Source organism: Colwellia sp. BRX10-4 (genome assembly GCF_014077465.1).
In the GTDB taxonomy this organism is placed as follows: domain Bacteria; phylum Pseudomonadota; class Gammaproteobacteria; order Enterobacterales; family Alteromonadaceae; genus Colwellia_A.
Genome location: NZ_JACGVZ010000002.1, coordinates 277,257 through 295,387 on the forward strand (window position 1 = coordinate 277,257; position 18,131 = coordinate 295,387).

Annotated in this window: 18 protein-coding genes; 16 read left to right on the forward strand and 2 right to left on the reverse strand. The window is 38.0% G+C overall.

Annotated features, from left to right (window positions below):
• Nucleotides 1-6: 6 nt before the first annotated feature.
• The 11 genes from H4J67_RS03605 (at nucleotide 7) to H4J67_RS03655 (ending at nucleotide 12,010) form a co-directional block, all read left to right on the forward strand.
• A complete protein-coding gene (locus H4J67_RS03605) occupies nucleotides 7-408 on the forward strand; it encodes a biopolymer transporter ExbD (protein WP_070374082.1) in 402 nt (133 codons plus the stop codon).
• Nucleotides 409-411: 3 nt separating this feature from the next.
• A complete protein-coding gene (locus H4J67_RS03610) occupies nucleotides 412-1,026 on the forward strand; it encodes an energy transducer TonB (protein WP_182174555.1) in 615 nt (204 codons plus the stop codon).
• A 5-nt stretch (nucleotides 1,027-1,031) separates the two neighbouring features.
• A complete protein-coding gene (locus tag H4J67_RS03615) occupies nucleotides 1,032-2,303 on the forward strand; it encodes a lipopolysaccharide assembly protein LapB (RefSeq protein ID WP_182202886.1) in 1,272 nt (423 codons plus the stop codon).
• A gap of 1,252 nt (nucleotides 2,304-3,555) precedes the next feature.
• The gene (locus tag H4J67_RS03620) at nucleotides 3,556-5,799 is read left to right on the forward strand and encodes a TonB-dependent siderophore receptor (protein WP_310740499.1); all 2,244 of its coding nucleotides are present in this window, start codon (nucleotides 3,556-3,558) and stop codon (nucleotides 5,797-5,799) included.
• Between the two features lie 72 nt (nucleotides 5,800-5,871).
• Nucleotides 5,872-7,077 carry a PepSY domain-containing protein gene (locus tag H4J67_RS03625; RefSeq protein WP_182202887.1) on the forward strand — a complete coding sequence of 402 codons (1,206 nt, stop codon included), beginning with the start codon at nucleotides 5,872-5,874 and terminating at the stop codon, nucleotides 7,075-7,077.
• A gap of 156 nt (nucleotides 7,078-7,233) precedes the next feature.
• Nucleotides 7,234-7,440, forward strand: coding sequence for a hypothetical protein (locus tag H4J67_RS03630; protein WP_182174564.1), 207 nt, complete (start codon nucleotides 7,234-7,236; stop codon nucleotides 7,438-7,440).
• A gap of 734 nt (nucleotides 7,441-8,174) precedes the next feature.
• Nucleotides 8,175-8,348, forward strand: a complete 174-nt coding sequence (locus H4J67_RS03635) for a hypothetical protein (protein ID WP_182174949.1) — start codon at nucleotides 8,175-8,177, stop codon at nucleotides 8,346-8,348.
• Between the two features lie 38 nt (nucleotides 8,349-8,386).
• A complete protein-coding gene (locus H4J67_RS03640; protein WP_182174567.1) occupies nucleotides 8,387-8,779 on the forward strand; it encodes a response regulator in 393 nt (130 codons plus the stop codon).
• 52 nt (nucleotides 8,780-8,831) lie between these two features.
• Nucleotides 8,832-9,386, forward strand: coding sequence for an adenine phosphoribosyltransferase (apt, locus tag H4J67_RS03645; RefSeq protein ID WP_404842772.1), 555 nt, complete (start codon nucleotides 8,832-8,834; stop codon nucleotides 9,384-9,386).
• Nucleotides 9,387-9,394: 8 nt separating this feature from the next.
• The gene (gene dnaX, locus H4J67_RS03650; RefSeq protein ID WP_182202889.1) at nucleotides 9,395-11,617 is read left to right on the forward strand and encodes a DNA polymerase III subunit gamma/tau; all 2,223 of its coding nucleotides are present in this window, start codon (nucleotides 9,395-9,397) and stop codon (nucleotides 11,615-11,617) included.
• Between the two features lie 63 nt (nucleotides 11,618-11,680).
• A complete protein-coding gene (locus H4J67_RS03655; protein ID WP_146798582.1) occupies nucleotides 11,681-12,010 on the forward strand; it encodes a YbaB/EbfC family nucleoid-associated protein in 330 nt (109 codons plus the stop codon).
• Nucleotides 12,011-12,219: 209 nt separating this feature from the next.
• Here H4J67_RS03655 and H4J67_RS03660 read toward each other — a convergent pair whose 3' ends face one another.
• On the reverse strand, nucleotides 12,220-12,576 hold the full coding sequence (locus tag H4J67_RS03660) for a helix-turn-helix domain-containing protein (RefSeq protein WP_182174922.1): 357 nt from the start codon (nucleotides 12,574-12,576) through the stop codon (nucleotides 12,220-12,222).
• Nucleotides 12,577-12,712: 136 nt separating this feature from the next.
• Between H4J67_RS03660 and H4J67_RS03665 the strand changes: the two genes are divergently transcribed.
• From H4J67_RS03665 to H4J67_RS03675, 3 genes are all read left to right on the forward strand, one after another.
• Complete coding sequence (locus H4J67_RS03665) at nucleotides 12,713-14,044, forward strand: aldehyde dehydrogenase (RefSeq protein WP_182202891.1); 1,332 nt, start codon at nucleotides 12,713-12,715, stop codon at nucleotides 14,042-14,044.
• 79 nt (nucleotides 14,045-14,123) lie between these two features.
• A complete protein-coding gene (locus tag H4J67_RS03670) occupies nucleotides 14,124-14,909 on the forward strand; it encodes a 2OG-Fe(II) oxygenase (RefSeq protein WP_182174579.1) in 786 nt (261 codons plus the stop codon).
• Between the two features lie 439 nt (nucleotides 14,910-15,348).
• Complete coding sequence (locus H4J67_RS03675; protein WP_259368472.1) at nucleotides 15,349-16,371, forward strand: phospholipase A; 1,023 nt, start codon at nucleotides 15,349-15,351, stop codon at nucleotides 16,369-16,371.
• Between the two features lie 61 nt (nucleotides 16,372-16,432).
• Here the strand turns inward: H4J67_RS03675 and H4J67_RS03680 are convergent, their stop codons facing one another.
• A complete protein-coding gene (locus H4J67_RS03680) occupies nucleotides 16,433-16,861 on the reverse strand; it encodes an organic hydroperoxide resistance protein (protein WP_182174582.1) in 429 nt (142 codons plus the stop codon).
• 110 nt (nucleotides 16,862-16,971) lie between these two features.
• Between H4J67_RS03680 and H4J67_RS03685 the strand changes: the two genes are divergently transcribed.
• On the forward strand, nucleotides 16,972-17,412 hold the full coding sequence (locus tag H4J67_RS03685) for a MarR family winged helix-turn-helix transcriptional regulator (RefSeq protein WP_182174585.1): 441 nt from the start codon (nucleotides 16,972-16,974) through the stop codon (nucleotides 17,410-17,412).
• A 72-nt stretch (nucleotides 17,413-17,484) separates the two neighbouring features.
• Nucleotides 17,485-18,117 (forward strand): TetR/AcrR family transcriptional regulator, encoded by a 633-nt coding sequence (locus H4J67_RS03690; protein WP_182174588.1) that lies wholly within the window; start codon nucleotides 17,485-17,487, stop codon nucleotides 18,115-18,117.
• Nucleotides 18,118-18,131: the final 14 nt, after the last annotated feature.

Consider the following 18,131-nt stretch of genomic DNA (forward strand, 5'->3'; position numbering starts at 1 on the left):
ATTCGAATGGCACGTAAACGTATTCGTGAAGACGAAGAAGCAGTAATTGATATGACACCGATGCTAGACATCGTATTTATCATGCTGATCTTCTTCATAGTAACCACTTCATTTGTAAAAGAAGCTGGTATTGAAGTTAATAAACCTAAAGCCGCTAACCAAAGCAAGCAAAAATCAGCTAACATCTTTATTGCTGTTAGAGAAAATGGCGAAATTTGGTTAGATAAACGTCGCGTTGATGTCGAACGTGTTGCTGCTAACATTGAAAAATTATTAGCAGAGCAACCAACTGATGTTGTTATCATTCAAGCAGACAAAGATGCAAAACATGGCATAGTTGTTAAAGTGATGGATGCGATTAAAGATGCAGGTATAGATAGAATTTCTATTGCTGCAGCGAAGGGGTAGTCTATGGTTCGCTTTTTAGTTTCATTACTACTAGGCGCAGCGGTAACTTTTGCACTATTTTCTTTTATGGCTTTTCTTGTTTCAAGTGGTGACATGACGAAACAAGATCCATTGGATAATATTATTGTAGAAGTTAATACTACGCCGCCTAAGTCAGCAGCAGAACGTCGACAGCGTGTACCGCCACCGCCGCCACCACCGCCAAAAACGCCACCTAAGCCTCAAGCTCCAGAGCCTGAAGCTAATAACAACTCAGGTGGACTAACGTTTAATATGCCTAGTGTGCAATTATCTGGTGCTAATTCAGGTATGTCTGCTCCGGGAGGTGGTTTTGGACGTGACGGTGATGCATCGCCAATCGTACGTATTGATCCTAAGTATCCACAGCAAGCCGCTCGTGATGGAAAAGAAGGCTGGGTTAAGCTTTCATTTACCATCAACGAACTTGGTGGTGTTGAAGATGTTGAAGTTATGGATTCAGATCCAAAACGTATATTTGACAGAGAGGCTAAACGCGCTTTGAAAAAATGGCGTTACAAGCCAAAAGTTGTTGACGGTGTTGCTCAACGTCGTCCTGGTTTAACGGTACAACTAGACTTTAGTATGAATAAGGAGTAATCAGAATGAATAAGATTTTTATATCTATATTGATCATTGGTTCAGTAACGATTGCTCATTTGCCTTTATCCCCTGTAGCTTATGCTATAGGAGCCGAACAGAGTGAGAGACAAGAGCGTAAAACACAGCTTGTTGGTCCTTCTGTTGGTAAAAAGGTAGCCAAAGCTTTTGAAGCTTACGGCGTTGAAGCTGAAGATGGTTCTAACATCGACAATGCTCTGACTTTGCTTTTAGAAATAAACGCAAAAAAAGATTATGATATTGCCTTTCTAGATCGTTTTATTGGCGTGATGTATGCGCAGAAAAGTGATGAAAAGAATGCAATTATCTACCTCAATAAAGCACTTGCACCTGATATCTTAAATGAGAAAGAGCATGCAGACTCACTAAAACTAGTGGGTGACTTGCAGATGCAAGTACAAGGCTATAAAGAAGCGCTTATTGCTTATGATGCTTGGATGAAATTTACAGGGGAAACTGACGGTAATGTTTGGATAAAAATAGCTCAGGCTAATTTAGAACTTAAACAATACGCTAAGGTTATTCCTGCTGCCGATAATGCTATCGCGGTTTTTGGTGATAATAAAAACCAAAACCCGCATGTTCTTAAATTAAACTCTTACTATGAACGTAAGATGTTTAAAGAATGTGTTGACGTTTTAGAAACAGCAGTGCAATTATTCCCTGAAGTTAAACTATTTTGGACTCAGTTAGCCTCGTTTTATGCGATGGTTGAAGATTACCCAAAAAGCTTACAAACATTGGATCTAGCTTATAAGCAAGGCTATCTTGATAAAGAAAACGAAATTAAGATGCTTGCTAATTTGTATGCCCAAAGTCGAATTCCACATAAAGCAGCTGTTTTAATGGAAAAGTATATTGATTCGGGCGTTGTACCTCGTGATGACAAAAACCTCTTTACTTTAGCTAACAGCTGGCATGCTGCTCAGCATATAGGTAAAGCTGCTGCTTACTACGGTGAATTAGCCAAAATGACTAATTTATCTAAGCATTACAGCAAGCAAGGTATGTTGTTAAATCAAGATGAGCAATTTGCTAAAGCGATAGTTGCTTTAAAGAAAGCCATCGAGATTGGTGTTAGTAACGAAGGTCGCTTGAACCAAAGTATTGCAGAATCATACTTTTATCTTGAAAATTATAAGCAAGCCAGTGTTTATGTACAAAAAGCACTAAAAGACCCCAAGTCACGGAGAACGGCTAAAGGTTGGGTTACTTATATCAAAGATACTGCAGCACGTAAGAACGCTTCTATTTAACTTCTTTTGTTTTTGCTTTAAAAACCAGCCTTATGGCTGGTTTTTTTATAGCTAAAATTCCTTAAATCCAAAAGATACTTTGTTAAATTTAGTTGATTACCTTTGATAAATTTTTGGACTAACCGCTTCATTAAAATAATAAAGACGTTGTATAGTGTGACAGCACATAATGTTTGAGACTACCAATCACTAAATGAGATTGGCTTCCAATGATCACTTTTGCCATAAAATAGACCTTTCCTAACACCCTAAATCAGCACCAAAAAGGTCTTCTCTGATACGAAAGAAGACCTTAGCCTTGGCTTATCTAGCGACAAGTGAACCGATGAAAATCAGCCCTGCGTTAGATAATAGAATTGTTCTAAATTTCATCTTGAATCTATAAAGCCAAAAATTCTAATTTGATTAGAAAATACCAAAGCGGACATTAGATTAATATGATTTTAGGTATTAATTTTTTATGGTTCTATCTCACTGTGGGGCACTTAGCGAGATAGGTTTATGGTCAGTATCTACCTATGGATCCATTAGTGTTTCTTTCACTAACGGCATCCATTCCAACAATACGGCTACTTTTTTGTCATATTAAAGTTAATTTATATCTTAAAAATAATTTAGTACGGGCTGCTATTTATATTTCTTTGGTACAAGTCTATTCAAAGCCATATTAAGCACTTCAGCATTTACTCTTCTAACCTTTATTTCAATACCATTGGCTCAGCAAAGAAACTGCCCTACAAATTGATCAGAGCATTATTACAGAAGCTGAAAAAAAACATTGTCTATGCAGCCACTAAGTCATAAACAATTAGTAACTATTGCTTTTTCTAGCAAAGAAGCCTTATTTTAAGCTATCTATCCCGATGTAAACACCTATTTAGATTTCAACACTTTGGTGATTAATCACATATCTGGCCAGTGTATTTGTCTAAACTTGGTTTTACCGAATGAAATAAAAGCCCAGGGGTTAAGTGCAATAAACTTCAACTGTTCATATTTTATTTACAACACCTATGTTGCCTGTTTAATACTAAAGCCATTTGAATAAACCTTGAGCGCTTCATCGTAAGTGAAGCGCTTAACTGAATGTATTCTTGCCAATAAATAGTAGTTTCTTTATTAAAATCATTCACTAGCGAAAATGTGTCAATAATTAATAAATTAAATCAGGCATTGCAAATGAGAATCATTTGCAATAATATGTGCGCAAACTTTAATAATAATCATTCTCATTAACACTCTAAGGAAAGTCGTGAACATTAAATCTGGAAAATTACTCTATAAAAAATCTTTATTAGTATTAGCTATTTCATCAGGTCTTGCTGGCCCCGCTTTCGCGCAAAGCAACGCAGAACAAAATATCACAGAAAAAGACATTGAAGTTATCACTATCAAAGGTCGAGCTGCACAATTTTATTTCGTTGATGAAGCTACAATGGCGACAAAAACACCAACTAAATTCATGGATTTGCCGCAATCGGTTCAAGTCTTAAGTAACGAATTAATGCTCGATCAAGCTGTTAGGCAAACAACAGATCTTTACCGCTCAATTTCAGGTGTTACACAGTTTAGTTATTCTGGCATTAACGCACGTGGTTTCCGTCAAGATCAGGTTAGATATGATGGCGTTCAAGGCGACCCGTATTCTGGATTTTCTATCCCTCAATTATTTAATATTGAACGTGTAGAAGTATTAAAAGGTCCTACAGGCATGCTCTATGGAGCTGGACAGCCTGGTGGATTACTTAACTACGTCACTAAGAAACCTAAATTTGAACAAACGGCAAACTTTGCTTTATTTACAGGTAACGATAGCTTATTTGGCGGAAATGCAGAAACCACAGGTACACTCAATGAAGATGAGACACTCGCGTATCGCGTAGGTGGCTTCTATCAAAGTAAAGACGGCTTCCGTAATAATACAGATGAAAAAAATACATTACTTTCTGCAGGTTTAACTTGGTTAGCAAATGATAAAACTGAATTAATTTTTCAATATGATTATATTGATCAAGATCTAGGAGGACATCGTTTACGTGGTGTTCCAGTAGATGACAATGGTAACTTTTTAACTGATCTTAGCTACAATGCAAACGAAAAATCAGACTTTCAACGCCTAGAAGCTGATGTTTTTCAAGTCACTGCTAATATAGAACTTGCTGATGATTTTACTAATACCACAGTGATAAGAGCATTAAGCAATGAACGAAATCAACAATATCATGAAAATGCGGGATTAGTTGGTGATCTTAACCCTGCAATCAAAGCAGCTTCTTTACCACTTTTAGGTGCATTAGGTTTTCCTGCTGAAGACACTGCGATGCTTCGCCAATTCCGTGATCAAAAGCGTAAAAATGACGAATTGAGTATCACCACTGACTTTGTTTACGAATCAACGCTTTCTGGATTAGAGCATACCTTATTATTTGGCTTTGATTATTCTGAAGTTGAAACTGAATTCCATAATAAATTTAGCGACTTAACAAGAACAACAGATGCAGACAATTTTGAAGATCCAAGACAGATATTCGATCCTGCTATTCATGTTCAAACAATAGATATTCTTAATCCTGTTTATGGTGTTTCAGATAGTAGCACTTATAAAATATTTAACCGCGGTATTACCGAAACTAAAAGCACACGTTTAGGTGTTTATGTGCAAGATCAAATTAGAATTAATGAACAATGGATAGCTATTGCTGGTGCACGTTTTGATCAATTTGAAGACAAAGATGTTACTAACAATAAAAAAATTGATGATAATAAAATTAGCCCACGACTTGGTGCTATTTATCAACCAAGTGAAAATATGTCGATATTCGCTAACAGAGCTGAAGGCTTTAACCCTCAAAGATTATCTAGCCAACCAGATATTGGTGAAATTTTTGATCCAGAAACCAGCATACAACATGAAATTGGAATTAAAAACATTTGGTTAGATGGCAGTATCACAACGACATTTGCCACTTATCATATTGTAAAAGAAGACGTTAAAGTTGCTAACCCTAACTTTATAGAAGGTACTGATGGTCCAGCGCAAATTCAAATTGGTGAAGTAACAAGTAAAGGTATTGAAATTGATGTTGTAGGTGACATCACCGAACATTGGACAGGTATGATTAACTACGCATACAACGACGCCAAAATCACAGGTGGCAATCCTGATGATATTAGAAACGCCATTGGTGACGAATTTGCCAATGCACCAGATCATACATTAGGTATGTGGACACGCTATGAATTACCAAGCTTAAACTCTTCATTCGCAGTTGGTTTTGACTTTGTAGATGACCGTATAAGTTTAGATGGTCAAAAAGTCAAATCTTATACAACTTGGGATGCTAGCTGGCAAACACAAATCGACGATTTTCACGTTCAGCTGAACTTAAAAAATATCTTCGATAAAGAGTATGCGACTAGTGGTTTTAATAAGCGTAATGGTCATTTCCCTGGTGAGCCACGCAGTATCTTATTACAAGTAAGTTACTCATTGTAATTTTCAACAATTAACATAGCAAACAGGCCTCAATTGATAGAGGCCTTTTTGCTTTATTAAGATCGATAATTTATGAATAAACAAAAGTTGTATGCATGGCATAGCTTAGCGGGCATTAAGCTATCTATATTAATTTGTTTTATATTAATCACAGGCACCTTAGCAGTTGTTTCTCACGAAATTGATTGGTTAGCAAACTCGAGTAAACGAGTGCTGCCCGCGATAGATTCATCAAAAATTAATTGGCCACTTATATATCAGGCAGCCAATAAACAGAACCCAGATGATGCTATTAGCAGCATTAATGCGCCAATAGACGACTGGTTTGCTGTTGAAGTTATACGAATAGATAAAAACGAACAACGCTACTTTCAATTTTATCACCCAGTAACAGGCAAGTATCAAGGTAGTGGAAGCTGGTACAATTGGCAGCGTTTTTTCAGAATGTCACACCGTCATCTTATGATGCCAACTATTGTTGGTGTTACCATCGTTGGCATTGTCGGTTTACTGATGTTTTTTTCACTTATTTCTGGTTTTTTTCTTATTCCTCAGTGGTGGAAGAAATTTTTTGTAAAGCCTAGAACTAATAATCGCAAGGTTTTCTGGAATGATTGTCACCGACTCTTTGGCTTATGGTCAAGCTGGTTGCTACTGGTTTTATGCGTCACAGGCACTTGGTACTTACTTGAGCAGTGGGGTCTAAATGCAAAATTTCCAGAGCAGGTTGAGTCGATTACAGTTTCAAAAAATCAATCTATAGAGATGCCACATCAAGATATATTTGAGAATATAATGAGTAATACTTCTAACTACCATGACATGGAAATCAAACAAATTATCTTACCCAGTCAACGACGTAACTCAGTAATAGTACAGGGACAAAATGGAACTGTATTAGTCCGTGATCGGGCAAATAATATCATTTTTCATCCGATTAGTGGCGAATTTCTTTCCAATAGATTTGCACAAAAACAATCAATTCATGTACGTATATCAGAAGCTGCTGATCCATTACATTTTGGTGTTTTTTATGGTATTTATACCAAAATACTGTACTTTCTATTTGGTACGGCCCTGAGTGCCTTGGCAATTTCAGGAACTTATCTATATGGTCTTAGGCAAGCTAAACTCCATCGTGATGAATTTAACCAAGTAAAAAAGAGTTGGCTAGCCGCATATAGAGGTATGTCACTTGGAAAGTGGCTATCTTTATTTTTAATTTTAATATCAATGGTCCTTGCCGTATTGTTATTTAACCAAATCGTATTAATTTAATAAGTACTATGAGCGAGTGGTCAAATATGACTTGACCACTTCAAAATAACCTTGGAGATCTTTTGGAGCTGCAATGATTCTTCTTCTGGATTAATTATCGAGTTAAAGAAATCAATAACGCAGTCTTATATTGATTTCAGAAATAGTTAAACGCTTTTGATTAAAATCAAGTTGGTGCCGCTTAAGGGGAAAGATAATGAAGAGAAGAAGTTTGTCTTTCCAGTGTCGTTTTCTCCAATCACTATTGTCTGTATTTTGAGCGCATCAATAAAGCTACTTGTTGGTGAGTATGTTAATGATGCTAATCGTATTGAAGTGATTGAGTTCTCCAGTGATCCGACAGGTGATAGTAACTTAAGTTAAGTGGATATTTTAGCCTTAGCAGTCCCTTATATACGACCTACTGAAAATAGCCTGACGCTGGAGGTTGCGTCTTTGCAATTAATTCAGACCCTCTCTGTTATAGGAAATGATGGGGACGAAGGTATAGCTGGGGACGTTAGTAATAATAATTCATCCGTTCTGCCCATATTAGATAATTAGTATTTGAGCTAAAGCAGCCTCATTATTGAGGTTTTTTCTTATTTGGATCGTGACAGTTACCTTTATATTGTTGTGGATGAGTAATATAACCCAAATTTTCTAGTTTATATGGCGCTAAGGGGGCGAAAGCGCCTTAGGCTTAATACTCTAAATTCATTTGAAACTAAAATCAGTCAAATGTCCGCTTTGGGGATTTGAGATCTAACGCCATGTAAAATTTTAGTTGTGAATAGATGTAAATTTTTAAGTGAAAAAGGAAGCTTTAGGATCTCTAAACTGCCATTAATACTCAAAAGCTAACGTCAGCTAATGGCTAATAAGTGACCTAAAGAACAAACCATAGTTAATGTCAGGAATGCGCACAAAGTGATCCTAAATATTCCGGTTTATCTCAAGTATTATGACAGAACAGTCGTCTTTTCAAAAAGCCATCTTAACTGCATCCTCTTAAATAAGAACAAGCGTAAATGAGACTAATATCAATCATTATGCGTAATTACAAAGACCATGATTTATCATTGTTCTAGCTCAAGTTTTACTAGAAATAAATCTTGTTGTCGGCTAGAATACTCGCTGAATATTTTCAAGTTAACGAGATAAAAATGTCACACGGCGAAGACTTCAAAGACAGCTCATCTATATTTCATTTATTAGCAGCGATTATTGTATTAGTTTCAGCACCACTTTTGCCTATGGTAATGGGTTGGTTCACTCTGCTTTCAAATTAGTATTTTCTCGTTTAATTAAAATAAGAAGTATTAATACCATGGTTATATTACTCGCTGATGATAAACAGAACGTTTTAGATTTTATTACCCCGTTACTCGAACAACACGGTCATATTGTTGAAACTGCCGGCAATGGTTTAGCTGCCTTTGAAAAGGCGCAACAGCAGCATTTCGACCTCTATATTATTGACCATCTTATGCCTTTTATGAACGGTATTCAGTTAAGTAAAAACCTTCAAAAAAAACCTTCTACCGTTAACACTCCTATTATTTTTATGACAACTCAAAATACTACCGATGTCATCGCTTTAACTCGCTCACTCTATTTCCAAGCCATTATTGCTAAGCCTATTAATGAAAACAGTTTGTTAAATGCAGTAAATGAAATAAATCAATTAAATAATACCAATACAAGTCGTTATTCACTGTAAATCATCGTACTTTTGCTTTATTCTTTAGCCATGATAAATTTTTACTTTTGATATGCTAACGATGACCGACACTGAACACTCTCTTTTACAAAATTCTATTCACGCCGTACCTGATTATCCTAAACCAGGTATTTTATTTCGTGACATTACAGGCTTGCTTGATGACCCTGCTGCTTACCAGTTAACTATAGATTTATTTGCTGCTAAATATAAAGATTCTGGCTTTACTAAGATTATTGGTACTGAAGCTCGTGGCTTTCTTTTTGGTGCACCTTTGGCATTAGCGCTTGGTATTAGCTTTATTCCTGTCCGCAAACCAGGTAAGTTGCCAAGATCGACAATTAGCCAAAGTTACCAACTTGAATATGGAACTGATACTTTAGAAATTCATCAAGATGCACTAACCGCAGATGATAAAATTTTGATAGTTGATGATCTACTTGCCACCGGTGGAACCATTGAAGCAACATTAACGCTTGCTAAAAAGCTTGGCGCAGAAGTCACCGATGCTGCATTTGTTATTTCATTACCTGATTTAGGCGGTGAAAAACGTTTAACAGATCTTGGCTTATCGATTTATTCTTTACTGCAATATAACGGCGATTAGGCAGTCATATGAGCTATCAAGTATTAGCACGTAAATGGCGCCCTAAAAAATTCACAGAATTAGTGGGCCAAGAGCATGTTGTCACTGTGCTAGTTAACGCACTAGAGCAGCAACGTCTTCATCATGCCTATTTATTTACTGGTACTCGTGGGGTGGGTAAAACAACGATAGCTCGAATTTTTGCTAAAAGCTTGAACTGTGAACAAGGGATAACTTCAACGCCTTGCGGTGTTTGTGATACATGCCAAGATATTGACCAGGGCCGTTTTATCGATTTACTTGAAATTGATGCGGCTTCTAAAACAAAGGTTGATGATACGCGTGAAATACTTGATAACGTTCAATATGCACCGACACGTGGCCGTTATAAAGTTTATTTAATTGATGAAGTACATATGTTGTCTCGTAGTAGCTTTAATGCGTTATTAAAAACGCTTGAAGAGCCACCTGAACATGTGAAGTTCATTTTAGCGACCACAGATCCTCAAAAGCTTCCGGTAACAGTGTTATCTCGTTGTTTGCAATTTCACTTAAAAGCATTAACCGTCGGCCAAATTGAACAAAAGACTCAGCAAATTCTTACCGCTGAAAACGTCTCAGTTGAACCCGGTGCTTTAACCTTATTAGCTAAAGCCGCTCGCGGCAGTATGCGTGATTGTTTAAGTTTAACCGACCAAAGTATCGCGCAAGGGCAGGGAAGTATTACTCTCGCCAATGTTCAACAGATGTTGGGCGGTGTCGATCAAAATTGGGTTTTTAAAATACTGATAAGCTTATTAAAGCAAGATCCTAAAGCGCTAATGCTGCTTTCACTCGATATAGCCTCATATGCACCTAATTACAGCCGCTTAACCGCAGAGCTTATTCAGTTACTTCATCAAGTTGCTATGACGCAAGTTATTGGCCAACACTTTGATTTGTCGCCTGAGCATAACCAATTGGTTGATAAGTTCAGTAAAGCAATGAGTGCTGAAGATATTCAACTTTATTATCAAATAGTGCTCAATGGTCGTAAAGACTTACCTTATGCGTCTGATGAACAAGCAGCTTTTGATATGCTTTTATTGAGATTATTAGCATTTACACCGATCAAAAATAGCGAAAGTTTACCCGATACTCAGGTTAGTCAATCCAGCGACTTTGACGATGTAAGCTTTGCTAAAGGCAATATTAATAAACCTGATAATTTTGTTGCGTCTTCTTTAGTTGAGCAGCCCCTAGTCGAGCAACCATTAGTTGATCAGCCTGTAGCCGATTTAGCTGAAAGTAGACCAAACCTTATAACGGGCAATGCTTCGCCAGTAACAGCAAGCCCTTTAGAAGAACAATCTATTATTACTCCGCCAGAGTACTTTGCTGTACCCGATGCGTCCTCAGAGCAAGAGCATCGTGCGATGCCTCCCTCTATAGACTCAGCTAAAGAAAGTAGACCCAACCTTATAACGGGCAATGCTTCGCCAGTAACAGCAAGCCCTTTAGAAGAACAATCTATTATTACTGCGCCTGAGTACTTTGCTGTACCCGATTTGCCCTCAGAGCAAGTGCATCCTGCGATACCTCCCTCTATAGGTGCAGCTGAAATAGCTCCAAATATCGATACACCTAGTTTCCAATCGCCTATAGAAAAAGCTATAGCGACCCGGAACATGTTACGTAGTCGAAAAAAAGGGTTGGAAAATAACGCAAAAAAGTCAAATGACGCTAAAGGGCGTCAAGACACAAAGACTCCAGATGTTCTTGAAGCAATAACTCATGAAGAGCCTCGTTCATATGTTCCTGCATTAACATCTATTTCTGAGCAGGCTTTTGATGTTAGTGCGATAGACCCAGCAAAAATACGCTCTGCTAATCAAGTCGACAAATGGGCAAATATGATTGACGCCATGTCGTTAACAGGGCGACTGCGTCAGCTGGCAATACATGCAACCGTTGATGAACGGTCTACCGACGATTTATTACTACTTAACTTAAATCAAGCGACTAAACATTTAAACAGCGATGTTGCTCATAAAAAGTTAGAACAATGCATCTCTGATTTTTTACAGCGAAAAATTACGGTAGAATTGACGATTGTCGATGAGACCTCTCATGATCCGTATCAAATTCAATCACATATTAATGATAAACGTTATGACTATGCGAAAGAATTATTACAAAATGATGAAATAATTATTGGTTTGAAAACTCATTTTCAAGCACAATTAGATGAAAATTCGATTGTAGCATTGTAACTGCTACTTGATATTTGTCGCGTTAAGATCTATCTTTGGCGGCAACAGAACTTTGGAGAAAAAATTATGATGAAAGGTGGCATGGGCAACTTAATGAAACAAGCCCAACAAATGCAAGATAAAATGGCTAAAGCTCAAGAAGAATTAGCTAAAATGGAAGTTATTGGTGAGTCAGGTGCCGGCATGGTTAAAGTGACTATGACAGGCGGACACAGTGTTCGACGTGTTGAAATTGATGACAGCTTAATGGCAGATGATAAAGATATGCTTGAAGATTTAGTTTCAGCCGCGTTTAACGATGCCGTTCGTCGCGTTGAAGCACAAAATAAAGAAAAAATGGGCGCTCTAACAGGTGGTATGCAATTACCTCCTGGGATGAAAATGCCGTTTTAAGCTTTACTCTTAATAAAATGGCACCTTTTAAGGTGCCATTTTGTTTGAGTTACGATTTAAGATAACACTCAAATAAATTCTTTAGCGTTTTGGATCATTCTGTTTGTTAGTCCCAGGCCTAAGCCCAGGTTAAAATATAGCGCCGTCTAGTTTTCTATATAAAGGGCTATAATTTACTGTATTGCCGTGGCAACTGCGCCGCTTTATAATTAAATATTGTTTTCTTGTGTCCAATCTTTGAGCTTTTCTAAAATATCTAATGCGGTTCGGCCAAAGTCGGTGATTTCATACGCGACGGCAATAGGACGATCGCTAATAACTTCACGCGTTACTAAGCCTTGAACTTCTAATTCTTTAAGGCGTTGATCAACCATCTTTTTACTTGCGCCCCCTAACATGCGAGATAATTCGTTAAAGCGCACGGGCCCATCTTTTAAATGCCAGAGGATAGAGGCTTTCCACTTTCCCCCTAAAACGCGCATACCTCGTTCAATTAGACAGGGTTCTTCACAGCTTTGTGAATTTATTTTTTCTGCGTTACTTGTTGTTTTTATTGTTTTTGTAATCATTATTCTATTTTTATCTTAGTGGTTACTAAAAGTATACTGGTTGCTTTAATTAACCACTCTAGCATAATGTGGCTATATAGCCAATTTACTCTCTCGATGCATTATTGTTAATGCAGTTTTAGGAAACTATTTTATGCCAACACTTATCTCATACGATCCCATTAATAGAGCGCCTTTAGGCGAAGTCCCTGTTACTCAAGCCCCACAAATGACAGAGGTTGTGTTACGTGCACAACAAGCGCAAAAAGCTTGGTCGGCACTGTCTCTTGAACAACGTCAACAAAGTGTAGACAAGGCCTATAAAGGGCTGGCTATGGTTGAAGACGAACTGGCTTTATTAATTAGCCAAGAAATGGGCAAAGATCACCGAAGAGCAAGTTATGAAGTGGCGGGTACCGTTCAGAACGCCTCTTATTTTACTGAAGAAATAGTGCAAGCGCTCAAAAGTGAGGCGATAGGAAACAATGCGCAAATGCAATATCGCCCCTTAGGTGTGGTTGCTGTTATATCGCCTTGGAATTATCCACTGGCCATGGCGAATAACTTGCTGTTACCTGCATTAATTGCAGGTAATAGTGTGGTGTTAAAACCATCAGAAGAAACACCTTTGGTTGCTGAACTTTTTGTCAATACACTGAATAAATTATTACCTGAAAATGTATTACAAATAGTGCACGGTAATGCAGAAACCGGCAAAGCTTTAGTTGAAGCTGATATTAATATGGTCGCTTTTACCGGTTCACTCGCGGCTGGTAAGCATATTATGGCAAGTGCAGCAGCAGGGCTTAAACGCTTGGTTATGGAGTTAGGTGGTAACGATCCGCTTATTGTGATGGCAAACGCAGATATTAATAAAGCGGTACAATTTGCTGTTGCAAGTTCTTTTGAAAATGCTGGGCAAATGTGTACGTCTACCGAACGCATTTATGTTGATGAGCAAATCGCTGATGAATTCGAGCAGAAAGTTACGGCTTTAGCTAATCGTTATCAAGTGGGCGCTTGGGATCAAAAACATGTCAACTTTGGCCCGATTGTTAATCCTAAGCAGCATGCTCATGTTTTATCGCAACTTAAAGATGCACACGCTAAAGGTGCAAAATTTTTATTAGGGACACATCACTACGAGTTGCCTTATATACAGCCTACTGTTATCACTGGTATTACCGCTAATATGCTTTTAGAGAAAGATGAAACCTTTGGCCCTGTGGTTGCTATTAGTCGCTTTAATGAGTTGTCTGAAGCAGTTGAACGAGCCAATGCCAGCTCGTATGGTTTAGGTGCTGTGGTTTTTGGTCATGATGGTGCTAATAAGGTTGCAGAGCAAATGGAAGCGGGAATGGTCGCGATTAATCAAGGCGCCGGAGGCCTTGGACCTTGGGTTGGGGCGAAACAAAGTGGTTTTGGTTTTCATGGCACGGCAGCTGGTCATCGCCAGTTTAGCCAATTACGCATTATCAACAAATAGCAATACACGATGGTCAGCACAACCCTTTAACTAAGTAAATGGGTTAAGACCAGCACACCCATTATTGAAAGAGTAAAATATGAAACAAACAATAGACACAAACACTGACTTTTTTGTCGCCGCATTAGAAGCCGGCGCAGAGCACCCGGCTTTACCTGCATGGGGCAACAGTCAGGTTAATCCTGCTAATTTGAGCAAAGATTTTGATATCAGTCATATTGAACGTCGAGAATTGATAGAGGTGCCTGGAGCATTTCAATTATTGAATGTCTTAAGCAAAGATGAGTGCGCGCAGCTTATCGATATTAGTGAACAATTAGGTTTCTTGCCAGATGCTGCCGTTTCTTTACCGCGCAGTGTTCGACACAATGACAGTTTAACCTGGATAGTTGATGAACAAACTGATGGAACTATTTGGCAACGTATTGCGCATCTAATGGATGACCGACAGGCTATTTTTGGTGGTCGTAAAGCGTTGGGGATCAATGCACGCTTTAGATTCTATCGTTATAACCCTGCTGACTACTTTAAGCCTCATTCTGATGGCTCTTGGCCGGGTAGTCGCGTTATTGGTGACGAGCTAGTCTCTAATGCTTATTCTGACCGATATAGTGAAATGACTTTTTTAATCTTACTAAGTGAAGACTTTCAAGGTGGAGAGACACGTTTTTTAGTGAATGCTGATGATCCCAATCAGCCAGCATCAAGAAATGATAAGGTTAAAAATGTCGATGTTCGAACCCCAGTAGGCGGTATATTATGCTTTCCTCATGGTATGCATCCTTTACAATGTATTCACAGCTCTCTGCCTATTACTGAGGGGATTAAATATATCATTCGTAGTGATGTTTTATTTGAATTATAAGTGTTTCTCAATGGCCTAGTTGCTTTATATTTACGAGTGTAAAAAGTGTTTTGTAGTTAGTAGAGCAAATTTAATAACTTTTAAGGTGACTGCTTATTGAACACGTAAAGAATATCAGTCAATATAGCTGAGATATTTTGTCAAATGAGCATCAGCCCTAATGATACGCTTATTTTTAGCTTTGCCATTGATAGGAAAAATATAATTGGATATTCCCTCTGACTAAAGAGCATGGCGCTGCACCAATGGCTTTCATTATATTACCTTTGGTCGGCGCATTTTTTGTCGATATTACCAATGCCTTTATCATCAGAATAGCCCTAAATTTTTAAAGCGCATTGACTTTGTATACATCGAGAAAGCTCAGCGTTAGCGACTTGTTAGCTTTTAAAATGCCTGTAAATGTTCGCTTTGTTCGCCTACTTAAAGGAATACTCTAATGAAAAGTCCGCTGCCATTGGCATTTATATTAATTTTTGTTTCGACATACGCAAGTGCTAAACAAGATAAAGCGTCATGTGTCATGAAGTTGTTTACCCTTGGTACTGAATCGATGACACTGGGCGAAATTAGATCCGTTTGTGCTAGCCAAGAAAATGATATCACTAGACAACAAACAAAGACCCAACCAACAGAATTACAGAGTAGAACAGGCGGTATTACCGATAGAATAAAACGTGAGAAATTGACTGAGTTTGAACCTTATGTGCTTACTCCCCATAAAATGAATTTTGTATTGCCAGCAATGACAACAAATAAAGTGAACAAGCAAGCATATAGATCCTTTGAAGGCTATGAAGACAACTTAGAAAATGTTGAAGCAAAATTTCAACTAAGCCTTAAAGTCCCCTTAAATTATGACAAAATATTTATAGAAGGCGATGGGCTTTACGCCGCTTTTACCTTAAGTGCCTGGTGGCAAATTTATGCGAGTGGCATCTCTAAACCCTTTCGAGAAACAAATTATCAGCCAGAAATATTCTATCTTGCACCGCTTAATTGGCATCCGTTTGGAGGTAATACCGGCTTTATTGTCGGGGTAGAGCACGAGTCTAACGGGCGAGCACAAGACTTATCACGTAGTTGGAATCGTATTTACACACATATTCTGTTTGAGAAAGAAAAATTTGCGCTATCGATTAAACCTTGGATAAGGTCATCTGAAAAGGAAAAAACTTTTGCTTTAGATCCCGACGGAGACGATAACCCTGATATCGAAGATTACATGGGTAACGTTGAGTTAAGCATGGCCTATAAATGGCGTGACTATGAATTTAATTTCAAAGGTCGACAAAATTTCAGTAGTCATTACGGCGCTGCTGAGCTTGGTTTTACTTTTCCGCTGTGGGGTAAGCTAAGGGGTTACGCAACGGTGTTTACTGGTTATGGTGAAAGCCTTATCGATTATAACTATAGTCAAACTAGGTTTGGTATTGGCATCTCACTCAGTGATATTTTATAGCAAAAAAAAGCACGCGCTTTATTTTATAAAGGCGTGCTTTTTTGTCAAACTATGTTGGATATTAAATTACTGAAAGTTCGATTTCAATGTTACCGCGTGTCGCATTTGAGTAAGGGCACACAAGATGCGCTTTATCTACCATTGTTTGCGCTTGTGCTTTATCCATATCACCTAATGATATCGTTAACTTAACCGCTATACCAAAACCACCTTCAATAGCACCAATAGAGACTTCTGAATTAATAAAAGTTTCGCTCGGTAAACTGGTTTTTTCTTCACCAGCAACAAATTTAAGTGCACCAATAAAACAAGCCGCATAACCAGCAGCGAATAATTGCTCAGGATTTGTACCTTGTCCATCATCTCCACCTAAACCTTTCGGCGTCGATAAGGTAATGTCTAAGCGACCATCATCAGATTTTGCTGTACCTGCGCGGCCACCCGTTGCTGTTGCTTTTGCTGTGTAAGCAATGTTTTCTAATACGTTCATAATAAACTCCAAGTCATTAATATTTACTTTGTGTGCAAAATATATAACAAACAAATACTGATTGCAAATACTTTGTGTGCAAATTAAAATGTCACATTCAGGAGAGCATTATGTCATTTGATCAATTAAAACTTAAAAACCAGCTTTGCCATCGATTATATATGGCATCGAACAGTATTGTTCGCGCTTACCGTGAACCACTGAGAGAACTCAATATTACTTACCCACAATATGTGGTCATGATGGCATTGTGGGAGCATGACAAAATAACTATTGCCGCGCTTTTAGAAAAAACCATGATTGATGGTGGGGCGATGACACAAATTTTAAAGAAAATGGTCGATAAGTGCCTTCTAGAAATAATTAAAGACGACAACGACAAGCGTAAGCGCCTAGTGCAGTTAACACAACAAGGGCAAGAATTAAAAATAAAGGCTGCAAATATTCCTAATACAATTAGCTGTAAATTTACCCATATTAACAGCACACAAGTCAGCCAACTTATGGAATTACTCGACCTAGTAGTCAATGATTTAGCGATAGAAACATAGCAAAATGTAAATAAAACACCAGTTATAATAATAATATTCGCATTAACTAGACGATCGGTCTATTATACAAAAATGAATATTCCAGCAATTCAAGCACGTCGCGGTAGACCGCCCAAAATAGCGCGTGAAAATCAAGATACCAAAGCGGAGTTAATTCGCAGTGGTCTAGAACAACTCACTAAAAATGGCTTTGCCTCCTCAGGAATTGATCAGATCTTAAAGAAAGTGGCTGTACCTAAAGGATCTTTTTATCATTATTTTGCCAGTAAAGAAGCTTTTGGCCAGGCGGTCATTGAAAACTACGCCAATTATTTTGCTAACAAGTTAGATGCATGTTTGTTGGATGAAGCCTTTCCTCCTTTAACACGCATTAGTCATTTCGTTGAAAGTGCCAAAGTAGGCATGGTCCGCTATCAATTTAAGCGTGGTTGTTTAATCGGCAATCTAGGCCAAGAAATTGATTTACTTCCTGAAAGTTTTAGACAGCAATTGATTGATATATTCCTTTGTTGGCAGCATCGCTTAGCTACATGTCTCAGAGCAGCACAAAAGCAAGGTCAAATTTCACCAAGCGCAGATTGCGAACGACTGGCTGAATACTTTTGGATGGGTTGGGAAGGCGCGGTTAGTAGAGCAAAGCTAGTTCAAAATACTTCACCCTTAGATAATTACCTGAATTTTTACATAGTCGGTTTACCCCGATAATTTTTTCATCATTT

What these genes read in the sequence shown, in the direction of transcription:
- apt (WP_404842772.1), top strand. Translation starts at nt 8,832, where the DNA reads ATGCTAACGATGACCGACACTGAACACTCTCTTTTACAAAATTCTATT.
- H4J67_RS03680 (WP_182174582.1), bottom strand. Translation starts at nt 16,861, where the DNA reads ATGAACGTATTAGAAAACATTGCTTACACAGCAAAAGCAACAGCAACG.
- H4J67_RS03625 (WP_182202887.1), top strand. Translation starts at nt 5,872, where the DNA reads ATGAATAAACAAAAGTTGTATGCATGGCATAGCTTAGCGGGCATTAAG.
- H4J67_RS03640 (WP_182174567.1), top strand. Translation starts at nt 8,387, where the DNA reads ATGGTTATATTACTCGCTGATGATAAACAGAACGTTTTAGATTTTATT.
- H4J67_RS03670 (WP_182174579.1), top strand. Translation starts at nt 14,124, where the DNA reads ATGAAACAAACAATAGACACAAACACTGACTTTTTTGTCGCCGCATTA.
- H4J67_RS03675 (WP_259368472.1), top strand. Translation starts at nt 15,349, where the DNA reads ATGAAAAGTCCGCTGCCATTGGCATTTATATTAATTTTTGTTTCGACA.
- H4J67_RS03685 (WP_182174585.1), top strand. Translation starts at nt 16,972, where the DNA reads ATGTCATTTGATCAATTAAAACTTAAAAACCAGCTTTGCCATCGATTA.
- H4J67_RS03610 (WP_182174555.1), top strand. Translation starts at nt 412, where the DNA reads ATGGTTCGCTTTTTAGTTTCATTACTACTAGGCGCAGCGGTAACTTTT.
- H4J67_RS03690 (WP_182174588.1), top strand. Translation starts at nt 17,485, where the DNA reads ATGAATATTCCAGCAATTCAAGCACGTCGCGGTAGACCGCCCAAAATA.
- H4J67_RS03605 (WP_070374082.1), top strand. Translation starts at nt 7, where the DNA reads ATGGCACGTAAACGTATTCGTGAAGACGAAGAAGCAGTAATTGATATG.
- H4J67_RS03615 (WP_182202886.1), top strand. Translation starts at nt 1,032, where the DNA reads ATGAATAAGATTTTTATATCTATATTGATCATTGGTTCAGTAACGATT.
- H4J67_RS03665 (WP_182202891.1), top strand. Translation starts at nt 12,713, where the DNA reads ATGCCAACACTTATCTCATACGATCCCATTAATAGAGCGCCTTTAGGC.
- dnaX (WP_182202889.1), top strand. Translation starts at nt 9,395, where the DNA reads ATGAGCTATCAAGTATTAGCACGTAAATGGCGCCCTAAAAAATTCACA.